The organism is Cerasicoccus sp. TK19100 (genome assembly GCF_027257155.1).
GTDB lineage: Bacteria > Verrucomicrobiota > Verrucomicrobiia > Opitutales > Cerasicoccaceae > Cerasicoccus > Cerasicoccus fimbriatus.
In genome coordinates, this window is the sequence record NZ_JAPWDU010000002.1 from 417591 (window position 1) to 442245 (window position 24655).

At 56.7% G+C, this 24655-nt stretch carries 21 protein-coding genes; 11 read left to right on the forward strand and 10 right to left on the reverse strand.

The features are described from left to right. Window positions 1-86 precede the first annotated feature (86 nt). Together O3S85_RS05260 and uvrA are read left to right on the forward strand one after the other, a co-directional pair. On the forward strand, window positions 87-644 hold the full coding sequence (locus tag O3S85_RS05260; protein WP_269538730.1) for a TetR/AcrR family transcriptional regulator: 558 nt from the start codon (window positions 87-89) through the stop codon (window positions 642-644). A 69-nt stretch (window positions 645-713) separates the two neighbouring features. Next, complete coding sequence (uvrA, locus tag O3S85_RS05265) at window positions 714-6311, forward strand: excinuclease ABC subunit UvrA (RefSeq protein ID WP_269538732.1); 5598 nt, start codon at window positions 714-716, stop codon at window positions 6309-6311. Here the strand turns inward: uvrA and O3S85_RS05270 are convergent. The 4 genes from O3S85_RS05270 to O3S85_RS05285 are packed head-to-tail and all read right to left on the reverse strand — an operon-like array spanning window position 6244 to window position 9541. After that, on the reverse strand, window positions 6244-6972 hold the full coding sequence (locus O3S85_RS05270) for a DUF1573 domain-containing protein (RefSeq protein WP_269538734.1): 729 nt from the start codon (window positions 6970-6972) through the stop codon (window positions 6244-6246). The genes uvrA and O3S85_RS05270 overlap by 68 nt on opposite strands. Further along, window positions 6951-7367, reverse strand: a complete 417-nt coding sequence (locus O3S85_RS05275) for a MauE/DoxX family redox-associated membrane protein (protein WP_269538736.1) — start codon at window positions 7365-7367, stop codon at window positions 6951-6953. Before O3S85_RS05275 ends, O3S85_RS05270 begins: the two co-directional genes overlap by 22 nt. Beyond that, a complete protein-coding gene (locus O3S85_RS05280) occupies window positions 7364-7780 on the reverse strand; it encodes a rhodanese-like domain-containing protein (protein WP_269538738.1) in 417 nt (138 codons plus the stop codon). The genes O3S85_RS05275 and O3S85_RS05280 overlap by 4 nt, the downstream gene beginning before the upstream one ends. Window positions 7781-7831: 51 nt before the next feature. Continuing rightward, window positions 7832-9541, reverse strand: a complete 1710-nt coding sequence (locus O3S85_RS05285; RefSeq protein ID WP_269538739.1) for an NAD-dependent malic enzyme — start codon at window positions 9539-9541, stop codon at window positions 7832-7834. Between the two features lie 375 nt (window positions 9542-9916). On the opposite strand from O3S85_RS05285, the gene O3S85_RS05290 reads away from it, so the two are divergent. Together O3S85_RS05290 and O3S85_RS05295 are read left to right on the forward strand one after the other, a co-directional pair. Further along, window positions 9917-12205, forward strand: a complete 2289-nt coding sequence (locus O3S85_RS05290) for an ABC transporter ATP-binding protein (RefSeq protein WP_269538740.1) — start codon at window positions 9917-9919, stop codon at window positions 12203-12205. A 26-nt stretch (window positions 12206-12231) separates the two neighbouring features. Further along, window positions 12232-12708, forward strand: coding sequence for a DUF1854 domain-containing protein (locus O3S85_RS05295; RefSeq protein WP_269538741.1), 477 nt, complete (start codon window positions 12232-12234; stop codon window positions 12706-12708). A gap of 2 nt (window positions 12709-12710) precedes the next feature. On the opposite strand, the gene O3S85_RS05300 is transcribed toward O3S85_RS05295, so the two are convergent. Then, window positions 12711-13013, reverse strand: a complete 303-nt coding sequence (locus O3S85_RS05300; protein ID WP_269538743.1) for a hypothetical protein — start codon at window positions 13011-13013, stop codon at window positions 12711-12713. Between the two features lie 460 nt (window positions 13014-13473). On the opposite strand from O3S85_RS05300, the gene ileS reads away from it, so the two are divergent. The 3 genes from ileS to lspA are packed head-to-tail and all read left to right on the forward strand — an operon-like array spanning window position 13474 to window position 17696. Next, complete coding sequence (gene ileS, locus O3S85_RS05305) at window positions 13474-16221, forward strand: isoleucine--tRNA ligase (RefSeq protein ID WP_269538745.1); 2748 nt, start codon at window positions 13474-13476, stop codon at window positions 16219-16221. Window positions 16222-16245: 24 nt separating this feature from the next. Continuing rightward, window positions 16246-17127 carry a TraR/DksA family transcriptional regulator gene (locus O3S85_RS05310; RefSeq protein WP_269538746.1) on the forward strand — a complete coding sequence of 294 codons (882 nt, stop codon included), beginning with the start codon at window positions 16246-16248 and terminating at the stop codon, window positions 17125-17127. Then, window positions 17127-17696, forward strand: a complete 570-nt coding sequence (gene lspA / locus O3S85_RS05315; RefSeq protein WP_269538748.1) for a signal peptidase II — start codon at window positions 17127-17129, stop codon at window positions 17694-17696. The genes O3S85_RS05310 and lspA overlap by 1 nt, the downstream gene beginning before the upstream one ends. Here the strand turns inward: lspA and O3S85_RS05320 are convergent. After that, window positions 17684-18535, reverse strand: a complete 852-nt coding sequence (locus tag O3S85_RS05320) for a hypothetical protein (RefSeq protein WP_269538750.1) — start codon at window positions 18533-18535, stop codon at window positions 17684-17686. The two genes, lspA and O3S85_RS05320, sit on opposite strands and share 13 nt — an antisense overlap. A 143-nt stretch (window positions 18536-18678) precedes the next feature. Between O3S85_RS05320 and O3S85_RS05325 the strand changes: the two genes are divergently transcribed. Further along, a complete protein-coding gene (locus O3S85_RS05325; RefSeq protein WP_269538752.1) occupies window positions 18679-19014 on the forward strand; it encodes a glutaredoxin in 336 nt (111 codons plus the stop codon). 113 nt (window positions 19015-19127) lie between these two features. Here O3S85_RS05325 and O3S85_RS05330 read toward each other — a convergent pair whose 3' ends face one another. Further along, a complete protein-coding gene (locus O3S85_RS05330; protein ID WP_269538754.1) occupies window positions 19128-19436 on the reverse strand; it encodes an STAS domain-containing protein in 309 nt (102 codons plus the stop codon). An 88-nt stretch (window positions 19437-19524) separates the two neighbouring features. On the opposite strand from O3S85_RS05330, the gene O3S85_RS05335 reads away from it, so the two are divergent. From O3S85_RS05335 to O3S85_RS05345, 3 genes are read left to right on the forward strand one after another with little or no spacing between them, the layout of a single operon-like run. Beyond that, window positions 19525-21207, forward strand: a complete 1683-nt coding sequence (locus O3S85_RS05335) for a SpoIIE family protein phosphatase (RefSeq protein ID WP_269538756.1) — start codon at window positions 19525-19527, stop codon at window positions 21205-21207. Next, complete coding sequence (locus O3S85_RS05340; protein ID WP_269538758.1) at window positions 21204-21575, forward strand: response regulator; 372 nt, start codon at window positions 21204-21206, stop codon at window positions 21573-21575. The genes O3S85_RS05335 and O3S85_RS05340 overlap by 4 nt, the downstream gene beginning before the upstream one ends. Beyond that, a complete protein-coding gene (locus O3S85_RS05345) occupies window positions 21568-21951 on the forward strand; it encodes an Hpt domain-containing protein (protein ID WP_269538759.1) in 384 nt (127 codons plus the stop codon). The genes O3S85_RS05340 and O3S85_RS05345 overlap by 8 nt, the downstream gene beginning before the upstream one ends. Here O3S85_RS05345 and O3S85_RS05350 read toward each other — a convergent pair. From O3S85_RS05350 to O3S85_RS05360, 3 genes are all read right to left on the reverse strand, one after another. After that, window positions 21948-22610 (reverse strand): Fic family protein, encoded by a 663-nt coding sequence (locus tag O3S85_RS05350; protein ID WP_269538760.1) that lies wholly within the window; start codon window positions 22608-22610, stop codon window positions 21948-21950. The genes O3S85_RS05345 and O3S85_RS05350 overlap by 4 nt on opposite strands. After that, window positions 22576-23469: a carbohydrate binding domain-containing protein gene (locus O3S85_RS05355; protein WP_269538762.1), complete on the reverse strand. Its 894-nt coding sequence runs from the start codon at window positions 23467-23469 to the stop codon at window positions 22576-22578. The genes O3S85_RS05350 and O3S85_RS05355 overlap by 35 nt, the downstream gene beginning before the upstream one ends. A gap of 89 nt (window positions 23470-23558) precedes the next feature. Further along, window positions 23559-24479, reverse strand: coding sequence for a carbohydrate binding domain-containing protein (locus O3S85_RS05360; protein ID WP_269538763.1), 921 nt, complete (start codon window positions 24477-24479; stop codon window positions 23559-23561). Window positions 24480-24655: the final 176 nt, after the last annotated feature.

Genomic DNA, 24655 nt, shown 5'->3' on the forward strand with positions numbered 1-24655 from the left:
TAGCCATTTTAACAAGTTTTTATGAAAGTTAGGCCAGTGCGGTGATTGACACTGTCGCCGAATATTATGTTAACTAGTATCCGCACATGAAGCGAAACCGCCAGCATACCGAAAAGCGAATCGTCGACGCGGCAATCGACCTTCTGGCGGAGGAAGGATTCCAGAGTTTTGGGGTCAACGCCGTCGCCGCACGCGCTGGCGTGGACAAAGTTTTAATCTACCGCTACTTTGACGGGCTTGATGGCTTGTTGCAGTTCATTGGCGAAACCCAGGTTTTCTTTCCCTCAGCCGTGGCGATGCTCGATAGCGATGCCCTCGGCTTTTATAGCAGGCTTTGCGAGAAGCTTGAAAGCGAACCTTTGGTGATCTGCGTGCAAAACTGGGAGCGCGTCGCGGACAACCCGCTCACGCAGGCCTATCGCCGTCAGCGCGATCTATTCTGGCGCGACGCCGCCTCGCTGCTGCAGCCGCAAAGTGACACCGCACGCTCCCTGCTCAGCGTTTTATCCGCGCTACCAATCAAGAGCGTCGGCCTGGATGACGTCTCCCCGCTCCTGCTCGCAACGGAGTTCTCCCCGGTTGATCCACCTGCCGCAGAAAGCGCCCAGGAACCCCAGGAACGACTCGCCGACAACCTGCTTTAAGCGGGCCGCAAAAATTATTTCACTGCCCAGACTTGCGTCGTTCGGCTTTCTGGTAAATGGTGCACATATATGCCCATCCCCGACGCATCCATGATCCGCCTGCGCGGCGCTCGCCAAAACAACCTGCAAGGTGTCGACCTCGACCTACCACTGGGTAAGCTGATCGTGGTGACGGGGCTCAGTGGCGCGGGAAAAAGTTCGCTGGTATTCGATACGCTCCACGCCGAGGGTCAGCGGCGCTACGTCGAAACGTTTTCGCCCTACACGCGCCAATTCCTCGAAATGCTCGACCGCCCCAAGGTCGACTCGATCGAGAATATCCGGCCGTCCATCGCGATTCGCCAAAGCAACACGGTGAAGACTTCGCGCTCGACCGTGGGCACGATGACCGAGCTTTGCGACTACTTCAAAGTGTGGTTCGGCCAAGTCAGCCAACTTATCGATCCCGCCTCCGGCAAACCCATCCACGATGACAACCCGCAAAGCATTTGGCGGCAGGCTCTGAAGGCGCACGCCGATGCCAGCGCCCTCGTCGCCTTCGATGTCCAGCGCCCCGGCAAGCTCAAATGGAAGCAGATTATTGACTCCGTCAGCAGTCAGGGATTCACGCGCGTGCTCCATGGAAATGCCATTACGCGCCTCGATACACTCGACACGAATACGCTGCCTGACGACGCGACGCTGACCATCATTGTGGACAAGATACGCCTCGCGCAAAACCAGCGTGCGCGCTTTATCGACGCAGCCACGACGGCGTTAAAATTCGGTCAAGGCGAGCTGGTGCTCGGCGTGTTGGACGGCGACGCACCGACTGACTTGGAGCGCTTCACCGAAGGCCTTCACTCGCCCGTAACTGGCGAAACATTTAACCCCGCCACGGCAAACCTGTTTTCCTTTAACTCCCCCGTGGGTGCATGCCCGCGATGCCGGGGCTTTGGCCGCGTAATCGAAATCGATTACCGTCTGGTTGTCCCCGACGAAACGCTCAGCTTGGCCGAAGGTGCGATCAAGCCGTTTCAGGGAGATGTTTACAGCGAGTCCCTGCGCGACCTCAAAAAAGCCGCAAAATCGCACGGCGTGCCCATGGATATTCCTTGGCACGAACTTAGCAAAGAGCACCGCCAGTTCGTCCTGGATGGCGAGCCCGGCTATGGCGAGGGCGACCGCGAATGGCCCAAAGCCTGGTATGGCGTGCGCCGCTTTTTCAATTGGCTCGAAGGCAACACCTACAAAATGCACGTGCGCGTATTTCTCTCGCGATTTCGCTCCTATACGACCTGCCCAGACTGTGAGGGCGCGCGCCTGGTCCCCGCCGCACTCAACTGGAAATGGCGCGGACACACGCTGCCCGATCTCTACCGCATGCCCATTGGCGAGCTGCATGCCCTCATCCAATCGTCGCCGGAAATCGACGAGGAAAACAAGCCCGCCCAACTCGCGTTAGACAATATTTTGACCCGTCTCAATTACCTGACGCAAGTCGGTCTGGAATACCTGACGCTTGACCGCACGAGCCGCACGCTTTCCGGTGGTGAAACGCAACGCGTCAACCTGACTTCCTGCCTCGGCGCATCCTTGGTCGACACACTCTTCGTGCTCGATGAGCCGTCCATCGGCTTGCACGCGCGCGACATTGATCGCCTGATTCGCATCCTGCGCAACCTCACTGAGCAAGGCAACACCGTGGTCGTCGTCGAGCACGACGAGAGCGTCATGCGTGCAGCGGATTGGTTGGTTGAAATCGGGCCGCAGCCGGGCAGCGGTGGCGGGCGCGTCGTTTACCAGGGCCCGGCCAAGCAGATCGCCACGGCAGCCGAAAGCATCACCGGCAAATACCTGTCGGGCGCGGAGTCGATCAAGCCACCAACTTTGCGTCGCAAAGTAAACCGCAAGCAGAATCAACTGCAAATCAAAGCCGCCACCAAGCACAACCTTGATGGCGTCGATGTTAGCATCCCACTCGGGCGTTTTGTTTCACTGACTGGCGTTTCTGGTTCCGGCAAATCCACGCTGCTGAACAATGTGGTCCACCAGGGTGTTTTAACTTTGCGCGGCAAAGTAAGTGACGACCCCGCGCAGTTTAAGAGCATCACCGGCGGTGATCAATTTGGCGACATCGTGCTCGTCGACCAATCACCAATCAGCAAAACGCCGCGCTCCAATCCCGCGCTGTTCGCTGATGCGTGGGACGGCATTCGCAACCTTTTCGCCGCCACGGAGCAGGCGCGCCAAGCAGGGCTCACGGCGTCGCACTTTTCGTTTAACTCCGGTCAGGGTCGTTGCGAACATTGCCAGGGCCTCGGCTTTGAGCGCGTGGAAATGCAGTTTCTCTCGGACGTTTATGTGCCCTGCCCGATTTGCGAATCCAAACGCTTCAAGCCCGAGGTGCTCGCGATTCGCTGGAAAGAGATGACCGTGCACGAGGTGCTTTCACTCACTGTGAGCGACGCGCGCCAATTCTTTAAGGGCCAACGCAAGATCGAGCCCAAGCTCTCCGCACTGCAAGATGTGGGGCTTGGCTACTTACCACTTGGCCAACCCCTCAACACGCTATCCGGTGGGGAATCCCAACGTTTGAAACTGGTTAAATACCTGAGTGGCTTCGACCAGGAGAAAGAGCTGCCCGCGCTGCTACTCCTCGATGAGCCGACCACCGGTCTGCACCGCGACGATGTGAAACGCCTGATCGCCGTGCTGCAAAAGCTTGTGGATCACGGGCATAGCCTGGTCGTGATCGAGCACCAGCTCGACATGATTTTCGCGGCCGATTGGCTGATCGAGATGGGGCCCGGAGCCGGCGACAAGGGAGGCCAAGTCGTCTTTACCGGCACACCCGATCAAGCTGCGAAAAAGAAAACCGAAACCGCCCCCTACCTGCTGGAAGCGCTCGAATTCAGCAGCGACAAGGTTGTCGACTTTGCAGTGCAAAGTATGGCACTAGAAGCCGCCGAACCAAGCCCAACTCTGCGCAGCGAAGGAGCTGTCATTGTCACCGGCGCGCGTGAGCACAATTTAAAGAACCTCGATGTGCGCATCCCGCACGGAGTGTTTAACGTCGTGACCGGCGTCTCCGGGTCGGGCAAATCCTCGCTCGCGTTCGACATCATTTTCGCCGAGGGCCAACGCCGTTTCATGGAGTCGATGTCGTCCTATGCGCGCCAATTTGTCGAGCAATTGCCACGCCCCGACATCGACGACCTGCGCGGCATTCCGCCCACGGTGGCGATCGAGCAGCGCATCACCCGCGGCACGCGCAAATCGACAGTGGCGACCATTACTGAAGTCGCTCAATACCTGCGCCTGCTCTTTGCCAAGGTGGGCATCCAGCACAGCCCGACCACGGGTGAACCCGTTGCCGCGCAAAGCCTGACGGCTATCAAAAAACGCCTGAACGATGCCGTCAGTTCCCCCGAGGCAAAGAAGGCCAAAGCGCTTTACCTGTGTGCGCCGTTGATTCGCTCGCGCAAGGGCCACCACCAACCATTGGCCAATTGGGCGGCTGACCACGGCTATGATTTGCTGCGGTGCGACGGCCAACTGGTCGAGGTGGCGAAGTTTGAAAAACTAGACCGCTATCGGGAGCACGATATCGAGCTCGCACTGGATCTCGGCAAAACCAAAGCGCGGGCGGACAAAGCCAACACGCTGCTCGATGAAGCGCTCAAACTCGGCAAAGGCTCCTGTTTTCTGCTCACTAACGACGGCAACACGCTGGCCTGGTTTTCGACTAGTCGGACGGACCCGGCCACCGGCGAGGCGTTCCCCGAATTGGACCCCAAGCACTTCTCGTGGAACTCACCCAAAGGCTGGTGCGAGACCTGTCGCGGCCATGGTGTGATTCATGAATGGATGCTGGAACACGAGGACTACGAGGAAATTCCAGACGACGTGGAAGGCGGCCAGGATTGCCCGGATTGTCATGGCGAGCGCCTTCACCCGATTGCACGCGCAGTCCGTATTCCGGTGAAGAAATCCACGGCCCGCAAACTGCTTGGCGAAAATGCAGAGTCCATTTCTTTGCCCGAACTGTTGGCGCTGCCGCCCTCGGCGACGCTCGCGATTTTGGCCAATCTCAAACTCGATCAGCGCGGCAAGCAAATCGCGGCCGAGATCATTCCCGAAGTCGAGGAACGCCTGCGCTTCATGGACCGCGTGGGCCTTAGCTACCTGACGCTTGATCGCGCGACCGCCACGCTCTCCGGCGGCGAGGCTCAGCGCATCCGCCTGGCAGCACAGTTGGGGTCCAATCTGGCTGGTGTGCTCTACGTGCTCGATGAGCCGTCGATCGGCTTGCATGCCAGAGATAACGACGACCTCATCAAGTCGCTCAAACAGCTGCGCGATCAGGGCAACACGCTGCTCGTAGTCGAGCATGACGACGAGACTATGCGCGCGGCGGACAACATCATCGACCTCGGGCCCGGTGCCGGCGTCAACGGTGGGCAGTTGCTCGCTCAAGGCGACTACCCAACAATTACCAAGGCCGAAAAAAGCTTAACCGGCCGCCTGCTGCGCGACGGCATCCCCCATCCGCTGCGCGGCAGCTATCGCGAACTACCGAAAAAGTGGACGCCGCGTTCTCGCGCAAAAGAGCCGAGTTGGCTGGTTTTGCGCGAACCCAAATTGCGCAATCTCAAAGGCGGCGAACTACGCTTGCCGTTGGAGCGGTTGATCATGGTTTCCGGCGTATCCGGAGCGGGCAAAAGCACCCTGCTCCGCGACTTGCTGCATCCTGCCGTCGATGCTGCCATCGAGAAAAATGAACGTAAGCTGACGCCCACGGCATTACCCAAAAAATCGGTACTTTCGACGCTCGATGCACCATTCAAGGAGCTCTTTAACGGCAACGAATTCCGTAAGGTGATCGAGGTCGACCAGGCACCCATCGGCAAGACCCCGCGCTCGACACCCGCCACTTATATTGGCGCGTTCGACATCATTCGCGATGTATTCTCCACGCTGCCCGAGGCACGTATGCGCGGTCTCACACCGGGGGCATTTTCCTTCAACACCAAGGGCGGACGCTGTGAGACATGTAAGGGCGCTGGCCGCATCAAGCTGGAGATGGCCTTTCTTCCCAACAGCTACCAGCCATGCGACGAGTGTGGTGGCAAACGCTACGGCAAGGAGCTGCTCGACTTGCATTGGAACGGCAAAAACATCGCTGATGTGCTCGAAATGACCTTCGACGAAGCAGCGGTATTTTTCGAGTTCCATTCGCGCCTGAGCGACCTCATGAAGCTGATGGTAGAAACCGGCCTCGGCTATTTAACCCTTGGCCAAAGCAGCCCTACGCTTTCCGGTGGCGAGGCCCAGCGGCTAAAGCTGGTCAGCGAGCTCGCGGCTGGGTTGCCGAGCTTCAAGGAGAAGTCGCGCAACATCCTGCGTCGCAATTTGTACATCCTTGAGGAGCCGACGATTGGCCTGCATTTGAGCGATTGCCAACGTCTGATTGAGCTGCTCCATCGTCTCGTGGATCAGCGACATTCCGTGATTGTGATCGAACACAATCTGGACCTGATTGCCGAGGCCGATTACGCGATCGAGATCGGGCCGCAAGGGGGTGAAAATGGCGGCGAAATCCTTTACCAGGGTAACGTCAAGGGGCTGGCGGAGCAGGCGAATTGCCCGACGTCGAAATATTTGAAGTCCTTGCTACGCGGATGATCGCAAAGCAGTAGGAATCAGCAATCAAATTTCCCTCAGCATCGAAGGCACCGACCTTAAACTTCGCCCGGCCCGGCTGGCTGGTCTTTGGCAAAACCGTCACTGTATAATCGGCGGCATCCGATGCGGCGGGGGTCAATGAAATATCGAAATCCTCCGGCAGATCACCGACCAGCTTCACTTCGCCTTCCACGCCTTCACCCAGGGTAATTTGAAATTCCTTGGGGCCGATTTCTTCAGCACCGACATTCCAGAAAACCACACGCGGCTGAATGCTCAGAATCTCCGGGATCGTGACTGACAAGCGAAGCGTAATCCGCTGCGGCTCGCCATCGGTCACGACAGCAATGCTCTTTTGCTGGCGACCCGTGCGCGCACCGAAGTCGAAGGTCGCCATGATTTCACCGGACTCACCTGGCGCATAAACGTCCTTGCTCAACGCGGGCACCGTGCAACCGCAGGAGGAATTAGCCGACAGAATTTTAATGGTGCTGTCACCGGTGTTCTTAAAAGGGAATTTCGCCACAAACTGCTTCTGCTCGTGGCCGACCGTGCCGCCGTTTACGCTGGTCGTTTCAAATTCAAGCGCCGCCCAAAGGCCGGGTGCCATTAACAACCACGCCATAAGCGCCTGAAGCTTCATGAGGTTTTTCGTAAACATAATTTATCTATAAAAAATACTCCGGCTAGCGCTGCAAGCAGGAAGCCATTGCGCACCAGTGCAAAGGTGACGCTCGTTCCGCTGCCGCCCGTGCAGCCACAGTCGATATCCAAGCCGCGCATTAGTGCGGACAACAGCGCTACAATGAAAACCGCCAGCATGCCGGCGAGCCAAAACAGGCCTCCTTTGCGCGTTGCAGGCAGCATCAAGCCGAGCCCGGCAAACACTTCCAGCCAGGGGAGAAACATTGCCACCCACCAGGACAAGTCAGCGCCGATAAGCTGGTAGTTTAAAACGTTCTGAAAAAAGTCCACCGGCACCGCTATTTTCACGACCCCAGTCCAGATGAAAAACCCACCGACCAAAAGGCAAAGTATGTGCGAGACCCACTTCACTGCTGGTACCCCTCCCAGGCTTCGATTCCTCCCTGCAGCCAGTAGATTTGATCATCAGCCAAATCGGTGCGGAGTTTCTCAGCCGTCTCGCGACTAAGCTGGCATCCCTCTCCATCGCAATAAACCACCACGACTTCGCCGGGCATCCAAACGGTCAACAGGTCGCCCAGACCGGCGTCCCAATTTTCCAATGAAACATTAACCGCGCCATCAATGTGACCAGCCGCGAATACTTCCGCCCTGCGCGCGTCCACCCAGATAACACCCGGCATGCTGGCAACATCGTCCGCCGTGCGCATCCAGGCATCCGTGTTGAGAGCGGCTGGAGCCGGTTGCTCATTCATGATCGCACTGCCCATCGCACCCGCGAGGGCGAGACCAAGGATCAACAAAACCTGAATCCAAGCTGGCATGAATCGTAAAGCTGATGCTTTCGCTAAACCTTGCAAGTGACTAAACCACTTTTACGCCGGACGATACGGCAGGTAGTCGGCGTTCCAGATTTTACCGCGTACGAGTGACTCCAGCTCGTCGGCCGAGCCGACCGTAGCGAGCCCTTCCTCGTAGGCCTTGGCACCGACGGCGAGCGCGATGGCGTGGCAAACTTCCCGGGCTTTCTCCAATGGCGGCAACAGGCGCGCAGTTGGGTCTTCCAAAGATGGCGCATGCGCAGCCAGGCATTCGACCGCCGCGAAGATCATCCCGTCGCTGACGGCGGTCGGCTTCGTGGCAACGACACCCAGGCCGATACCCGGGAAAATGAACGCGTTGTTACACTGGGTGACAGGGATGGTTTTGCCCTGATAAATCGCGTCGTCGAACGGGCTGCCGGTGGCAACCACGGCGCGGCCTTCTGTCCAGTTAATGACGTCCTGCGGCACGGCCTCGCACTTGCTGGTCGGGTTGCTCAGCGGCATGACAATCGGTCGCTCCGTGCGATCGGCCATGGAGCGGATAATCGCCTCCGTAAAGGCCCCCGTTTGTGAAGACACGCCAAAGAGCACAGTTGGTGCCGCATGCTTCACAACCTCCGCCAGCGTGATGTTCGCCTTGTCCTGAACATCCCATTCGTCGAGCGTCCCGGCTGCCTTCGCGTAAGGCTGCTGGAAGTCTGCGAGGTCTTGGCCTTCTTGCAACAGGCCGTTAATATCGACGAGGAAAAATCGGCTGTAGGCTTCCTCCTCGGAGAGGCCCTGCTGCTGCATCATCAGGCGGATTTTGTCTGCGATGCCCACGCCCGCCGTGCCCCCGCCAAGGAAGGCCACGCGTTGATCTTTCAGGTCCTGCCCGGTTGTTTTCAGCGCTGCAAGCAAAGTCGAGAGCGCAACTGCCCCGGTGCCCTGAATATCGTCGTTAAAGGTGCACAACTGAGGGCGATAGGTATTTAAGATGCGCGTCGCGTTGGCTTTGCCGAAGTCCTCCCAATGCAAAAACACGTGCGGGAACTTGCGCTTCACGGTGTCGACAAACTGCGCAATAAAGTCGTCGTAGTCTTTGCCGCGCACGCGCTCGTGACGCCAGCCAATGTATTCCGGGTCGTTGAGCAACGATTCGTTATTCGTGCCAACATCAAGGCCGATAGGCAGGCAGCTGCTCGGGTTCACCCCAGCGCAAATCGTGTAGAGCGCGAGTTTACCCACGGTGATGCCGATGCCGCCGGCACCTTCATCGCCCAGGCCGAGAATGCGCTCGCCGTCCGTCACGCAAATGACGTCCACGTGCTCGAAGGCACGGTGGTCGAGTATCTCTTCCATCCGGTCCCGGTCGGGATAGCTCAGATAGATGCCGCGCGGTTGGTTAAAATTGTGGCTGTAATTGGCAATGGCTTCACCGACGACCGGCGTGTAAATCAGCGGCACCATCTCACTCACGTGATCCTGCACGAGGCGGTAGAACAGCGTTTCATTGCGATCGAGGAGGTTGTTGAGGAAAATGTTTTTATCGAGATCACTCGGCTGGCGGTCCAGCTCATCAATCACATCGGTGAGTTGCAGCTCGATGGTTCGCTCCGCGGATGGTAGCAGGCCCTTCAAGCCCAGCTGAAAACGCTCTTCCCCCGTGAAAGCCAGACCTTTGTTGAGGAACGGATGATGCAGCAGAGGCAGGCCTCGCAGCGGCACGCTCAGGTATTGTTCGCCGGTGGCGGGATGTGTTTTGGGCAACGCGTCAATCATGCGAAAAGGGTTATAGCGCGTCGCCGAAATTAGCGAACGGAAAATATTTTCACTTTTATAGCGGCGTCATTAATCTGTGACAAAAAGAGGGGTTGACGCTGGAAAATTTTGCGCCATGTTCTTATTTTTTACGAAAGGACCCAGAGCCATGATAAAGAATCCACCGCACCATATTTCCGGCCAACAGCTAGCCAACGACTGCGGTTTTATGATTCTTATCGCATCGATGAATGCTCTCGCCGCTCCGGGTCTTCGCCGCAACGACTGATCGTAAACGATCCATCTGCGACACGCGCCCGGGACTCACTAAGCCCGGGCCTTTTTGTTTTCTAATTTTCCAACTGAACGCTGAATCATTGTAACTGACTGCACGCCATGTCCTCCGAGACTCAATCACGCCACCAAATGGACCGCCAGATCGTCGAACGATACGCGGGCCAACCTTCGCAAATCCCCAAAGCGCTCATCGACCGGGTAAAATCACTGAACAACGGCCGCGGGCCGCTGCTGTATGCCTTGGCCGACCTCGACGCGATGGGCAAGCTGCAGCAGGGCTGGCTGGTGCTCGGGCATGACGAGGTATTTTACTTTTCCTCGGAAAACGACACCGATCCCGACCGCATCAAGCGCAATGAGGTCGAGGCCGTCACTGAGCTGCCCGGCCTTAGCTCCAGCGCCCTGCTCTTCCTGCGCAACGACTCGCGCCTGCCGCTGATGCAGGTCAATTACTCCCGCCGGCAAAAGCAGGCCATGGAGAACATTCGCTTCGTTGTCGATCAGCAGCTCAAGGGGCACAGCGTCTCGCCTGAGGATGCCGACCGTGCCTATGTGCAGGCTGTCAGCGCCAAGATCAAGGACTCGCAGTCCTCGGTCATGTCGGACCAGTTTCAGATCATTAAGCGGCTCATGGGCTACGTGTTGCCTTACCGCAAGGAGGTCATCATCGGCTTTGTTTGCGCACTGATCTATACCGCGATCAACCTCGTCACGCCTTACGCGACGAAGTATCTGATCGATCAGGTGCTCAACCCGCTGGACACGGGGGAGATCACCAGCGAAACCGCGGGCAAGGTGGGCGTCATCATCCTTGTCGCCCTGGCCGTGCTTTATCTGGTGCGCGAAGTTTGCGTGTGGATCCGCCTCAAGTGGCTGGCCTACCTGGGCGAATACGTGGCGCACGATTTGCGACGCGATCTTTACGGCCACTTGCAAAAGCTGAGCCTGACCTTCTTTTCCAAGAAGCAAACGGGCAGCATCATCAGCCGTGTCAGTTCGGATACCGACCGGCTGTGGGACTTCATTGCCTTCGGTGTGGTGGAATCTACGCTGGCGATCATCATGCTCATTGGCTTGGGCGCGATGCTGATCGGCATGGACTGGCAGCTCGGCCTAATCCTGGTGCTGCCAATCCCCGCCTACCTGTATGCGTTTTACCGCCACAGTAAGCACATCAACCAATACTTCCTGAAGGCCTGGCGCAAGTGGTCGGACGTGACCGCGGTGCTCTCGGACACCATCCCGGGCATGCGCGTAGTCAAGGCCTTCGGCCAGGAAAGCCGTGAGGTAAACCGCTTTGGCGAACGCAATGACAAGGCCTTCGAGAGCTTTAAGTCCGTGCACGATGTGTGGACGAAATTCTGGCCCTTGCTGATGGGCACGGTGCACTTCGTGACGCTGATTGTGTGGGCCGTCGCCCTGCCCCGTGTCATGGGTGAATGGGGGCAACCGCTCTCGATCGGCACCTTCGTCGCTTACCTGATGTATATGGGCTTGTTCTTCCAGCCGCTGCAAACGCTGGGGCAGCTTACGCGCATGCTCAACCGCGCGGTCAGCTCGGCACACCGTGTTTTCGAGATCATGGACACCGAGCCCGATCCAGCCCTCTCCGGCGAACGCAGCCACGTGGATGACGTCAAAGGCGACATCGTCGTCGACAACGTCAACTTCTCCTACGATGGCGTCCACGAAACGTTGCGGAATATTAATTTCCACATCAAGCCGGGTGAAATGATCGGCCTCGTCGGCCCCTCGGGTGCCGGCAAAAGCACGATTACCAACCTCATTGCGGGCTTTTATCAAGCCACGGGTGGCAAGGTGCTCGTCGATGGCCGGGACTTGTCAGAAGTGGACATTTCCAGCTACCGCCACCACCTCGGCATGGTGCTGCAGGAGTCGTTCTTGTTTCACGGCTCGTTGTTGGAAAACATCCGCTACGGCCAGCGCGACGCCAGTTATGAGGACGTGATCGCCGCCTCCCGCGCGGCTAACGCCCACGACTTCATCTGCCGTTTGCCACTGGGTTACGATACCGTGGTCGGCGAGCGCGGGCACACGCTCTCCGGCGGGGAGCGCCAACGCATTTCCATCGCGCGCGCCATCCTGCACAACCCGAAGATTCTCATCCTCGACGAGGCCACGAGTAACGTCGACACCGAGACCGAGCGGAAAATCCAGGAAGCGCTGAACCACCTCGTCCGCGGACGCACGGTGATCGCGATTGCCCACCGCCTGAGCACACTCAAGCAGGCTGACCGCCTGCTCGTAATGAAAGATGGCCAGCTCGTTGAAGAAGGCACGCATCAAGAACTGCTTGAGCTAGAAGACGGCGTTTACCGCAAACTACACGACATGCAAACCGAGCTGCACGAGCAGTTCGCGATCTAAACAAGCTTCTAAAAAAGGACACAACCATGACCACTCATACCGCCCCCCTCCAACTAGCCTCCTGCGGTGCGGGCCGACTGACCGCCTGGCGCGAAGGCGTGGACGCCGTCGTCGTGCGGCCCGTTAAGTGCTTTCCGCTCAGCGAGCCCGGGCACTACCTGTCACTGCGCAATGACAAAAACGAGGAAATCGCCTTCATCGCCAGTCCGGCCGAGCTGGACAAGGCCTCAGCCCAAGCTCTGAACGAGGCAATTACCGCCGGCAGCTTCACCTTTGACGTGACAGCGATTATCGAGATCAAAACGGATTTCGAGCTTCGTGCCTGGAAGGTGGAAACCGCAGCCGGTCCCCGGGACTTCCAAACCGCGCTCGATGCCTGGCCCCGCAATGTCGATGCTGGTGGCTATCTGGTAGAGGACGTTTTCGGCGATCTTTATCGAATTCCCGCCATTGACAAGCTGGACAAGGCTAGCGCCAAGCAACTTTGGATGTTCGTCGGGTAACCCTAAGCGATGCCGAGATTGACGTGGCTCAGATACAGTTGATCAATGAAACGCTGGACTGAGTCGCGCCCCTCGAAATCGTAAAGTTTCGCACTTGATGGCAGCGTTCCGCCAATAATGAGCAAAAAAAGCATGCACTCTTTGGCGTCTTTGTATTTTAACTCCAGATGATACGAAAATTTTAGCACCTCATTGTGAACCTGAGTGCTTGTCGCATCGTATAGATAAGTCAGTTTAGCCCGAAGGGTTTCAATCTTATCGCTCACATCTGTGAGGTTACATTCTTTAACTAAAGCTTTTTCCACAGAAATATAGGTGAAATATACTACTAGCCTACCAACTTCCCCCTCATAATCAAGGTGAATTTGTAAAAAAATTCTTTAGTTTTACAAATCGCATCATCGCCACAGCAATCAATCAAACAATTAACTCATCAAAAGATGGGCAAAACGGTAAAATTCATTTACCGACACCAAACAGGCAAAATGCATTAGATTTTCCTGACAAATTTGACACAAAAACCAAACAACAGCATTCGCTGAAGTTAATCACACACTCAGATCACCCAATCCGCTTCGTAATGCATTTTGGCATTCAGAAAAAGTTGAGCATCGCCAACGGACAAAAGGGCTAAAACCGCCCTTGACTTGTTGGTCCCGTTCAGCAGACTCCCCGCCTTTTGCAAATGTGAGCGCCAACCGGCGTAAAGGCCGACAGGCAATGGAATTAAAAGACACTCTAAATCTCCCGGACACCAATTTTCCCATGCGGGGAAATCTGGTAAAACGCGAACCGTCTCGCCTCGATCATTGGCGCAAAATGGGGCTCTATGAAAAGATTCAGGAGCAGAACGCCAACGGTCCGTCCTTTATTTTACACGATGGCCCCCCGTTCACCAATGGGGACGTCCATATCGGCACCGCGCTGAACAAGATCCTCAAGGACTCGATTCTTCGCTACAAGTCCATGCAGGGATTCCGCTCACCTTACGTGCCCGGCTGGGATTGCCATGGCTTGCCGATCGAGTTCAAGGTCACCAAGGAGCTTCGCGAAAAAGGCAAAGATCTCTCCCCCGCCGAACTGCGTAAAGCCTGCGCCGACTTCTCCGCCTCCTTCATCGAGACGCAACGCGGCCAGTTTAAGCGCTTGGGCGTCCTCGCCGACTGGGATGAGGAATATAAGACCATGAAGCCCGAATACGAGGCCACGATCCTGCGCACCTTTGCCTCGTTCGTGGAGCAAGGGCTCGTCTATCGCAGCAAGAAGCCAGTCTATTGGTCGATCCCTTGCGAAACCGCCCTCGCCGAGGCCGAAGTCGAATATCACGACCACGTCAGCCCGTCAATCTGGGTGCGCTTCGAAATCCCCGGCCATCAGTTCCTGCACGTCGACGGCCCGCTGTATATCGTCATCTGGACGACGACTCCCTGGACGCTGCCTGCGAACCTCGCCGTCGCCGTCCACCCGGACTTGGAATACGTCGAGGTAAAGCACAACGGCGCGACCTACCTGGTTGTGGCTCAGCTGGCCGAGAATTTCATCGAAAATTGCGAGCTAGAAGGCGCGACCCAGGGTGAGAAGCACCTTGGCCGCAAGCTGGAAAGCCTACAGGCCAACCACCCCTTCATCGACCGCAAGAGCCCGGTCGTGTTGGCGGACTATGTCACCACCGAATCCGGCACCGGCTGCGTCCACACCGCCCCGGGTCACGGTCTGGAAGACTACCTTACCGGCCTCAAATACGACCTCGAAATCTACTGCCCGCTGGACGACAAGGGCTGCTACGTCGACGACGGCCAAGTCCCGGCAGAGCTCGTTGGCGTAACGGTTCTGGAAACCAAGGGTAAGTGTCCGGCGAACATCGAAGTCCTGAAGATTCTCGAAGAGAAGCAAGCGCTAATGAAGTGCAAGCGCTACGAGCACAGCTACCCGCATTGCTGGCGCTCGAAGACGCCCGTGATTTTCCGTGCGATGGACCAGTGGTTCGTTTCGCTCGATGCGCACCACATGCGCGATAAAGTCCTCCAGCAGATCGACGAAGTTAAGTGGTCGCCGGAAGCCGGCATCAAGCGCATCCGCGGTGCCGTGGAAACCCGGCCCGACTGGTGCATCAGCCGCCAGCGATCCTGGGGCGTACCGATCCCCGTCTTCTACGACGAGGACAAGAACCCGCTGCTCGACCAAAAAGTCATCTGCGCACTGGCCGACAAGGTCGCTGAGCAAGGTACCAATATCTGGTTCGAGCAATCCGCCGCCGAGTTGCTCGATGGCATCGATCTGCCCGCCGACTTCGCTGGCAAGGAGCTGACCAAGGGCGGCGACACACTCGATGTGTGGATCGACTCAGGCTGCTCGCACCGCGCCGTGCTGCAGCAGAGCGAAAAGCTCAGCTGGCCGGCCGACCTTTACCTCGAAGGCAGCGACCAGCATCGCGGCTGGTTCCAAAGCTCGATCTGGACCGGTGTGATCGCCGACGGCAAGGCACCTTATAAGAGCGTCGTCACCCACGGCTTCATCGTCGACGAAAAGGGCGAAAAAATCTCCAAGTCCAAGGGCGCGATGAGCTCCGATGGCTGGGTGAAGAAATTTGGCGCGGACATCATGCGCCTGTGGGTCGCCTCGCAGGACTACCGTGGAGACATCCGCCTGTCCGAGAACCACTTCAAGCTCGTATCGAACGTCTATCGTGGCGTCCGCAATACGTTGATGTATCAGCTCGGCAACCTCGCAGGTTTTAATTACGAGACCGACGCCGTAAAACCCGCGGACCTGACTCCCATCGATCAATGGGCGCTGATGCAGACCGCAGGCTTCGTTGAGCGCGTCACGGCCGCCATGGAAACGTATGAATTCCACAAGGCCTATCAGGAGATCGACCGCTTTGTCGGCGTGACTCTGTCGCGTTTTTACCACGCGATCCTCAAGGACCGCCTGTACACTTTTGCCCCGACCTGGACCGAACGCGCGTCCTCGCAAACCGCAATCTACCAAATCTTCCGTGCTTTGGCCCGCGTGATCGCGCCAGTGCTGACCTTTACCTCCGACGAAGCCTGGAGCTTCCACGTAAGCGGTGAGGAACTAGCCGACGACAGCATCCACCTACAGCCCTGGCCCAAGGCGAGCGACTTCCAGTTTGACGCCCAAGTTGCGGCCGATATCGACGCGATTATCAACTTCCGCGAAGAAAAGGTGAACCTGCCGCTTGAAAAATTGCGCGAAGACAAGGTAATTGGCGCGAATCTTGAAGCAAAGGTTTCGATCAGCGCCATGGAAGAAGACGCGCTGCTCAAACTTCTCAAGCAGTATGAAACCGAATTGCCGGAACTATTTATCGTCTCACAAGTCACCTTGGACACCAAAGCCGAGGGTGAGCCCGAAGTGACCGCAGCCCATGCGGATGGTGAACGTTGCCCACGCTCCTGGCGCTGGGTTCCCGAGCTGGTTTCAGCCGGGGATTTTGGCAACGTCTCTCCCCGCGACCGCGACGCACTTAAGGCGTTGAATCTCATTTAACCTTTACTTAAACTCACACACATCATGCCCGCAAAAAAGAAAACCGCATCCAAAAAGGTCGCCAAGAAAGCCGATAACAAAGCCACCAAGACAGCGACAGATAAGTCCAACGGTAAAACGGATGCGCCTGCGGCGAAAAAAGCCCCCGACGAGAAGACTAAGGCACTGGTGCTCGGTGCCCGTCGCCGCAGCAACACACCATCCATGTTTAAGGTGAAGAAGGGCAAGACGCCCGTCGTCTTCACCATGGAGGACGTGGCCCAGATTCTCGAAACCAAGAAGCCGGAAACCCAGGAAGACAAGCCCAAGGTAGCCAAAAAGGCCGCCAAAAGCGTTCCCGAAGTTGACGATGCGCCGGTCGAAAACCGCGCCCACAATGCCGCCTCCCTGGCAGACATTCTCGGCTTCAACCCGACCGAGCGTAAGGCCAGTGATGTGCCACCCGGCCGCCAGGTTCCCAAGAAGTGGCAGAAGCACTACAAGCTCCTCTTGGAGCTGCGCCAGCACGTCACCGAAGAGCTGGAAATCCACACCGCTGACACCCTCAAGCGCTCCAACCGCGATGACTCCGGCGACCTTTCCGGCTACGGTCAACACATGGCCGACGCTGGCACCGACACTTTCGACCGCGACTTCGCGCTGAGCCTCGTATCCAACGAACAGGAAGCGCTTTACGAAATCGAAGAAGCCATTCAGCGCATTTTCGACGACGAATATGGCGTCTGCGAGCACACCGGTGAACCCATTGACAAGGAGCGCCTGCTGGCCGTGCCATTTACCCGTTTCTCCTTGGAAGGCCAGCGCCAGATGGAGCGCACCCGCAAGCAAAAAAGTCATCGCGGCGGCGTCTTCAGCAACAACGACGACAACGACCTCTCACTCGGCGGCGACGACGACGACAATTAATGCCTGACACCAACCAGGCTGCGCGCAGCACTGCAGGTAAAGACGCTGCCCCGGCCCGAGTCAGCTATGCCCGGTTGTGGATCATCGCCGTCACGGTGCTGATCCTCGACCAGGTCACCAAGCTGTGGATCGTCAATGCCGTGCCTGCCGGCGCTAATCCTTACCAAGGGGGGATGATCGAGGTCATCCCCAACTTCTTCTACATCATCCACGTGTATAACGACGGCGCGGCGTGGAGCATTTTCTCGGGCTATTCGTTTATTTTAGGCCTACTGGGCTTCGTCGCACTGGGGGCAATTTACTTTTTCCGCAAACAGCTGGAGCTGCAACGGCCCTTCGTGCAGATCATCTTTGGTCTGCTAACTGGTGGCATCGTTGGCAATATGATCGATCGCTTTGCCTACGGCCACGTGGTCGATTTCCTCGACTTCCACTTCGGCGACTACCGCTACCCCGCCTTCAACGTGGCGGACTGCGGAATCACCATTGGCGTGGGCCTCTATATCGTCCTGTCGGTGATTGAGGCGATCAAAGAACACCGGGCCAAGACCGCAGCTCAAAAGCAGTAAGCGATCAGCCCGAAAATCAGCAAACCGCCGTCCGCATAGCTCCGGCGTAGCTCGATATTGCGTGGCCATTCGGTTAAATCCAGCGCCAGCAAGTAGAAACCGTATAGCCCCAGCAGCAGTGGAATTCCCGTCAACCGCTTAGGCGCAGCAAGAGCCAACAACAGGCCGGCGACTCCCGTCGTCAGCGCCCAATACTTCAGTTGCGAGGCCCGGTCACCAAGCGCCAATGGCAGGGATTTACGGCCTAGGACGCGGTCGACATCCATTTCCCAGCGGGCCAACAAAATGCAATTAACGAAGCACGCCAGCCCAAACAAGGCCAAGAGCAACGCCAGCCAGAGTAGCGACTGCGTTGATAGTGATTCGCCCCAGAAAAAGGCTCCCACCCCAACCAAGAAAATTGCCGCCACCTGCAGCTCTTTCGTCCGCCGGATCGCAACGCGTCGCTGAATGCCGACTGTGTAAATCAGGCTAAAAACCAGCACCACCAGCCCAGCCTGAAACTGCGCTGACGTCAGCCCGGTTATCGCCAGGCATACATCCACAACCAGCACCACCGCCCAGAGCACAAGGAACGGCACTCGATATTGCGCGAGCAGGCGGTGACGCTGCGTAGGCAGTGCGCTGGGGGCCTTCCCCCGGGCATCCAACCAACGATCTCCAACATAAACCAGCCAGACGGATAACCCCAAAACCCAGAGCGATGAACCACTGACCGGCAGGCCCAAGGCATGCCCCAGCACCCAATGCCAAACCACTGCGACACCTGCCGCATCCAGCGCCAGCGAGTTAACCGCCAAGCACAGCGGATTACAGGGTCGTTTATCCAGTGATTTCATTAGTAAGCATCAATGGCCCAGTTCATTGTATTTGACAAATAAGTAACGCCACCCCTTGATATAAGACCTTTCTCGCCTTAAGTTGTTACCCTCACCCCACCGCTAACTAACAACACTCCATAACACTAACTCGATATATAAATATGAAGGTAATAGCTTGGTTGAAACCATACTGCGGCTGGAGCAATGGCGTTCGCGCTATCTTCAAAAAGTACAACATCGAATTCGAAGACCGGGACATCATCAACAACCCCGACATCTACGCGGAAATGGTTGAAAAGTCCGGGCAAAGCCTCTCCCCCTGCGTCGAGATTAATGGCATCATGCTGGCCGACGTAAGCGGCGAAGAAGTCGAAAATTACATGCTTAGCAATCAGCTCGTTGAGCCCAACAGTTCCGAGTCCGACGTCCCCACCAATGCGCCCTGCACCGACGAAGAGCATGAGCGCATGGCCTCGAAGACGATGCGTTTTTTCTAAACCGAGTTAGCACCCAAGCATATATTTCCCTCCTTGCAGAGCGTCATCCATCCGGATGGCGCTTTCTCGTATCGGTAGCCAAGCAATAGGCGCTCTGGGCACCCGGACCACACTCAATCCAACAGGGTAAATTCTCGCTGGAGCCGGAGTAGTTCGATCACATTACGCACATGCCCCGAGACGCCGCGCAGCGACACCGCGCCACGCCCGAAACGTTTCTGCACGCCAATCAGTGCCCCGACCCCGCTACTGTCGATAAACTGAACGTTCGATAAATCCAGGGTAATGCGGTTGTGACCCGGAGACCAAAGTGACTCGATGTACTCACGGAATTCCTCGCATACGCTAGCGTCAAAACGCCCGACCAGGACTTTGACCTCCAGCTCAGTTTGTTCTTCAGTGAGATGATCGAACAGTTTCATGGCTTGAGGTATGACATTAACCATACTACGACTACCATAAAGAAAAATACGCTTTCAACAAGCCACTGATTATCTTTAACTTATTTTGATGAACGGACCAGTCTCCGGCCACCGCTATGTCGTCCCTGCCAAGTTGAGTGAGATCAACGCCTTGCGGGAGCGTTTTAGCATGTTTCTAGCCGACATGGGGCTGCCCCCCGAGTCCGTGACCGACTGGTTACTCGCGCTGACAGAGATTTTCGCCAATGCCGTGATCCATGGCTGTAAAAGCGACGCCAGCAAGGAGATCACGCTGCAGTGGGATATCTGCGATAACGAGATCAGCCTGATCGTCATTGATCCTGGCAAAGGCCCGCCTGAGGAATTAATCCAAAACCCCAGCCTGCCCCACGAAGCCTCCACCCATGGTCGCGGCCTCTTTCTGGTGGCAAACCTTGTCGACCAAACCTTCCACTGGCGCAATAGTGCCGGCTATCTCTGCCGCGCCATCCGCCAACATAAGGACATCAACGAGGCCCACGCCTCGGAAACCATGGTCGAGAAAGCCATGACCGAGCTCTCCACCTGCTACGAGAGCCTGGCCGCCTTTTACCGCCTCGGCGAAGCACTGGTACAAAGTGAGACCGTGGTGGATTTCCTCGAACAAGCACTGATCGACCTCCAGGGAGTCGCCCCGCATGACGAGTGCCACATTTACCTGGGGGAGCAGATCGAGCCAACGCTGATGGCGGAACTTGCGCTAGCCGATGTTGCCGCGACCCCACCGATTGACTCTGCAAGGCTCAACCAAGTCCTCTTTAGCGGAGAGGAATTTAGCTGGTCGCGCCCCGAAGACATCATGGGCGACCCCATTTTGTCCAACTCCGACAGTGGCATCATTTGTCCGATCAGTGCCGCTGGTCAAGTGTTTGGAGCCCTGGTTCTGGCTAATCACTTGGTAAAAATGGATCTGCGCGCCCAGGTGCGCAACACCGTCCGGACCTTTGCCGACCTGATCGGCATTGCCACGATGAACGCCAGCAATGCCCAGGTCCGCGACCGAGAGAACCAGGCCCTACGCGAGCTCGATATCGCCTCCGAAATGCAGGACAAGCTCCTGCCCCTGCCCCGCCTGAACTCCGGTGACGGTTGGGAGGCATTCATCCGCCGGCGTACGGCGCGCGAGGTATCCGGAGACCACGTGGAAATCTGCGAAACACGCGGGGGTGACATTATTTTCTGCATGATCGACGTCATGGGCAAAGGCGTGCCGGCGGCCTTCCTCGCGGCGATGTTCCGCACCGCCCTGCACATCAGCGTGACGTTTCAGTACTCCCTCGTCGGGCTGATGATGGCACTCAACCGCACCCTGTGTCGCGAACTGGAGGAAATGACCATGTTCGCCACCTGCGCCATCGCCCGCGTGCCAAAAAACCTCCGCAAGATCGAGATCGTCAATGCCGGCCATTGCCCCGTCTTCGGCTGCGTGGGCGAAGGCAAAACCTTTTCCGTGGAGCCCTCCGGCCCGCCCCTTGGCCTTTACACGGATGCAGAATACGCCGCTGAGCGTATCAGCCTCGACGGCCCCGCCCGCGTCTGGATGGTCACCGACGGCCTCTTCGAGTGGTCGCGAGATGGCGAGATCTGGGGGTGGGAAAATTTTGTGGACTTCATCATGGCCCGCAAGGACCAGAATACCGAACAAATCTGGCTCGATCTGCGCGCGGTAATCGACAACGCGCACGAACCTGCCAATGACGACCAAACCTTTCTCTGCTGGCAAAAACTATGAGCACCATCCTTATCGCCGACGACGACCCGTTAATGATTCGCTTGCTGGAATTTAACCTCAAGCGCCTGAGCTGCCGCCTGCTCGTGTGCCGCGAAGGCCTCGGTGCTGAGCAGCTACTCAAAGTCGAAAAACCCGACCTGGCCATCATCGACGTGATGCTACCCGGCAAGTCCGGCCTGGAGCTCATTGAGTTCGTTCGATCCGAGCCCGAGATCGCCAGCATGCCGCTGATCGTCGTCACCGGCCACGGCGAGCATCAAGTCCACGAGCAGCTGCTCGAAGCCGGTGCCAACCACGTGTTCACCAAGCCTTTTGCTCCCAGCCTCCTGCAATCCACCGTGCAGGAGTTGCTCAATCAACATGCCTGATCCCTCCGAAGACGAAGACCCAGCTGGAATTGCGGTGCTCGACGAAACCTACTTGCAGCGGTGGGAGGATTCGCTGGGCGAGGAAATAATGCCGTCTTTCATCGCCGAATTGCTGAACGAATTTAACAGCAGCTACGCCGATAAACTCGCCGAAGCGCGCCAGCATGCCCAGCCCGGGAGCGAGGAAGAGCTCGCATGCGTGGTCCACTTTCTCAAGGGCAGTCTGGGCAACCTCGGCCTCGCGCGTGCCTCATACTATGCCCGACAAGCCGAATTCGAACTGCGCAACGACACCTTCACTCGCTTCACTGTGTTTGCCGACACCCTGGACGCCCACGTGCAAGAGGGCTTGCGGGAGCTGAAAGAACGCTACTAAGCTTGCTCCCCCAGCAGCTTTTCCGTCTCCAGAGTCAGCTGTCTGAGCAGAAAACGGTAAAACAGCCACACCGTTCGATACTGCGAATAGTTAGCCAAGGTCAGCGTGTATTCCTTGCGCGTAGCCTCACTGGGCAGAAAAGGCGGATAATGACATTGCACCAAATACACGCCCATCAATAGGCGAATGGTCCGCCCGTTGGCCTCGAAGTAGGGATGAATGTCGAGGAACTCGGCAAACGCCAACGCGCATTGCAGCGGAGGAAACGCCCAACGCTCTTGCAGCAAATCAAACCATGCGGACATGCGCGCCTCAATCGTTTCCGAGGGTGCGTAATCATAACGACTCTGCGCGGTGTGCTGAACCCAGGCCGGGCCGTCCCGGTATGCCAAAAAGCGCGTCTGCTGATTTGCATGCGGGATAGTCAGGCGCATTTCCTGTAGTTTGCCCGGCGTCAGCGGTAACAGTAGTGCCGCAAGCTGTTGGCCTACGCCCGACTCGCTGGCTGCCGCCTCCTTAGGTGCATCGCGTAGCATCACCGCCTGGCGCGCTGCTTCCAGCCGCGCCTCCCATTCCCGTAAATCAGGATCAGTCAGCACGCGCTCCAGATCCCGGCAATCGATGTTACCGGCGGCGTCTGGCAGTTTGTCGATAGGCATAGCCCAATGCCATCAGCGCAATGACCGATGTAAAGTAAGAAGGCTCAGGAATCGGAGTTACCGAAACGTTGTCCCAGGCGGGAGAGACGGTCGCCGCGCCTTCGGATATCGACCAACCAACAACGTCGTCTTCCGAGCCAACATTCTGCGCCACACCGATATCAAAAAACGTTAAAGCGGTTTCCGACGAGCTAGCCGTGAACTGCACTTGATAAGTCGCGACGCCGTCCACGCCTACCTGAATAAACATTGGCGCATAGCCATCGATCAGTAGCCCGGATATACCATCCACCGTCGAAGTAGCTGAAGTAGGATAGTATGGCGTCTGGCCAAATAAATCAAATTGCAGCACATAACTCTGCCCAATCTCAGTAGCGATCGTCTGAGCCCAGCCTAAATTATACTCGAAGGAAAAGGTGACGTCATTCGTCAGTAATCCATTACTATCAAAGTCAGGCTGCTCACTGGAACTGTAGATCCACTTAAAAATATATTCAGTTGCCTTTAGGTAGTTAACTCGCGTGCCTGCCAACATCTTGTAATCTTCGCCAACATTGTCACTACCGACAAATGTCCAATCCTTGAAATTATAATAAGTCGCCGCATCAAAATCATACTCGCTGAAATCTCCATTCAGGATCAAATTCTCCGCCGGATTCAGCGCATAACCGGAAACCACGCTCGGCTTGTTTGATGCCGGATCGTTGCGGATTTGGATCGAAGCTGCCGCCGATGGTGCCGCCAAAGCTGCCGCAACCAGCACCGCGCCACCCACTACTGCCGGGCGCTTCACGGGCTCTTGCTCCTTAAGTAAGTCAGGGCTCAATAACTTCTGGGCGAATGACGAAACGATTTCCATAAAACGTGATTTAAGCTGGTTACTTCAATGAGTTTTTCCAGTAGCACAAAATGGACCAAAGTCAGCAAGCGCAGAAAATGCGCCTTAGGTTAAATTCGTGTGACGCAAGCAGATCGACAGCGTCTGGCAGTTTGTCGATAGGCATAGCCCAATGCCATCAGCGCAATGACCGATGTAAAGTAAGAAGGCTCGGGAATCGGAGTCACCGAAACGTTGTCCCAGGCGGGAGAAGCGGTCGCCGCGCCTTCGGGTATCGACCAACCAACAACGTCGTCTTCCGAGCCAACATTCTGCGCCACACCGATATCAAAAAACGTTAAAGCGGTTTCCGACGAGCTAGCAGTGAACTGCACTTGATAAGTCGCGACGCCGTCCACGCCTACCTGAATGAACATTGGCGCATAGCCATCGATCAGTAGCCCGGAGATGCCGTCCACCGTCGAAGTAGCTGAAGTAGGATCATATGGCGTCAGGCCAAATAGATCAAACTGCAGCACATAACTCTGCCCGATCTCTGTCGCGATCGTTTGAGCCCAGCCTAAATTATACTCGAAGGTAAAGGTTACATCGTTCGTTAGAATTCCATTTCCATTAAATGCTGGCTCATCGCTGGCTTCGTAGATCAATTTTTGAGATATATACTCATTTGTTCGAAGGTATTCTTTGCTTATTGGACTGACCCATAGCTCTTGAAATGCGAAATAAACGTCGCTTCCTGAAAAAGGCCAATGAGTAAAAATATATCCTGTACCGTGAGTTATTTCAATGTCACTAAAATCCCCATTCAGGATCAAATTCTCCGCCGGATTTAGCGCATAACCGGAAACCACGCTCGGCTTGCTTGATGCCGGGTCGTTGCGAATTTGGATCGAAGCTGCCGCCGATGGTGCCGCCATGGCTGCCGCAACCAGCACCGCGCCACCCACTACTGCCGGGCGCTTCACGGGCTCTTGCTCCTTGAGCAAGTCAGGGTTCAATAACTTCTGGGCGAATGACGAAACAATCTCCATATAACGTGATTTAAGCTGGTTACTTCAATGATTTCTCACATTAGCACAAAATGGACCAAAGTCAGCAAGCGCAGAGAATGTGCCTTAGGTTAAATTCATGTGACGCAAGAATCGCGGCGGCGACATCACCTCCACAGATGCATTCCAGCCGGGTGGCCCTTCACACTTGAAAAATG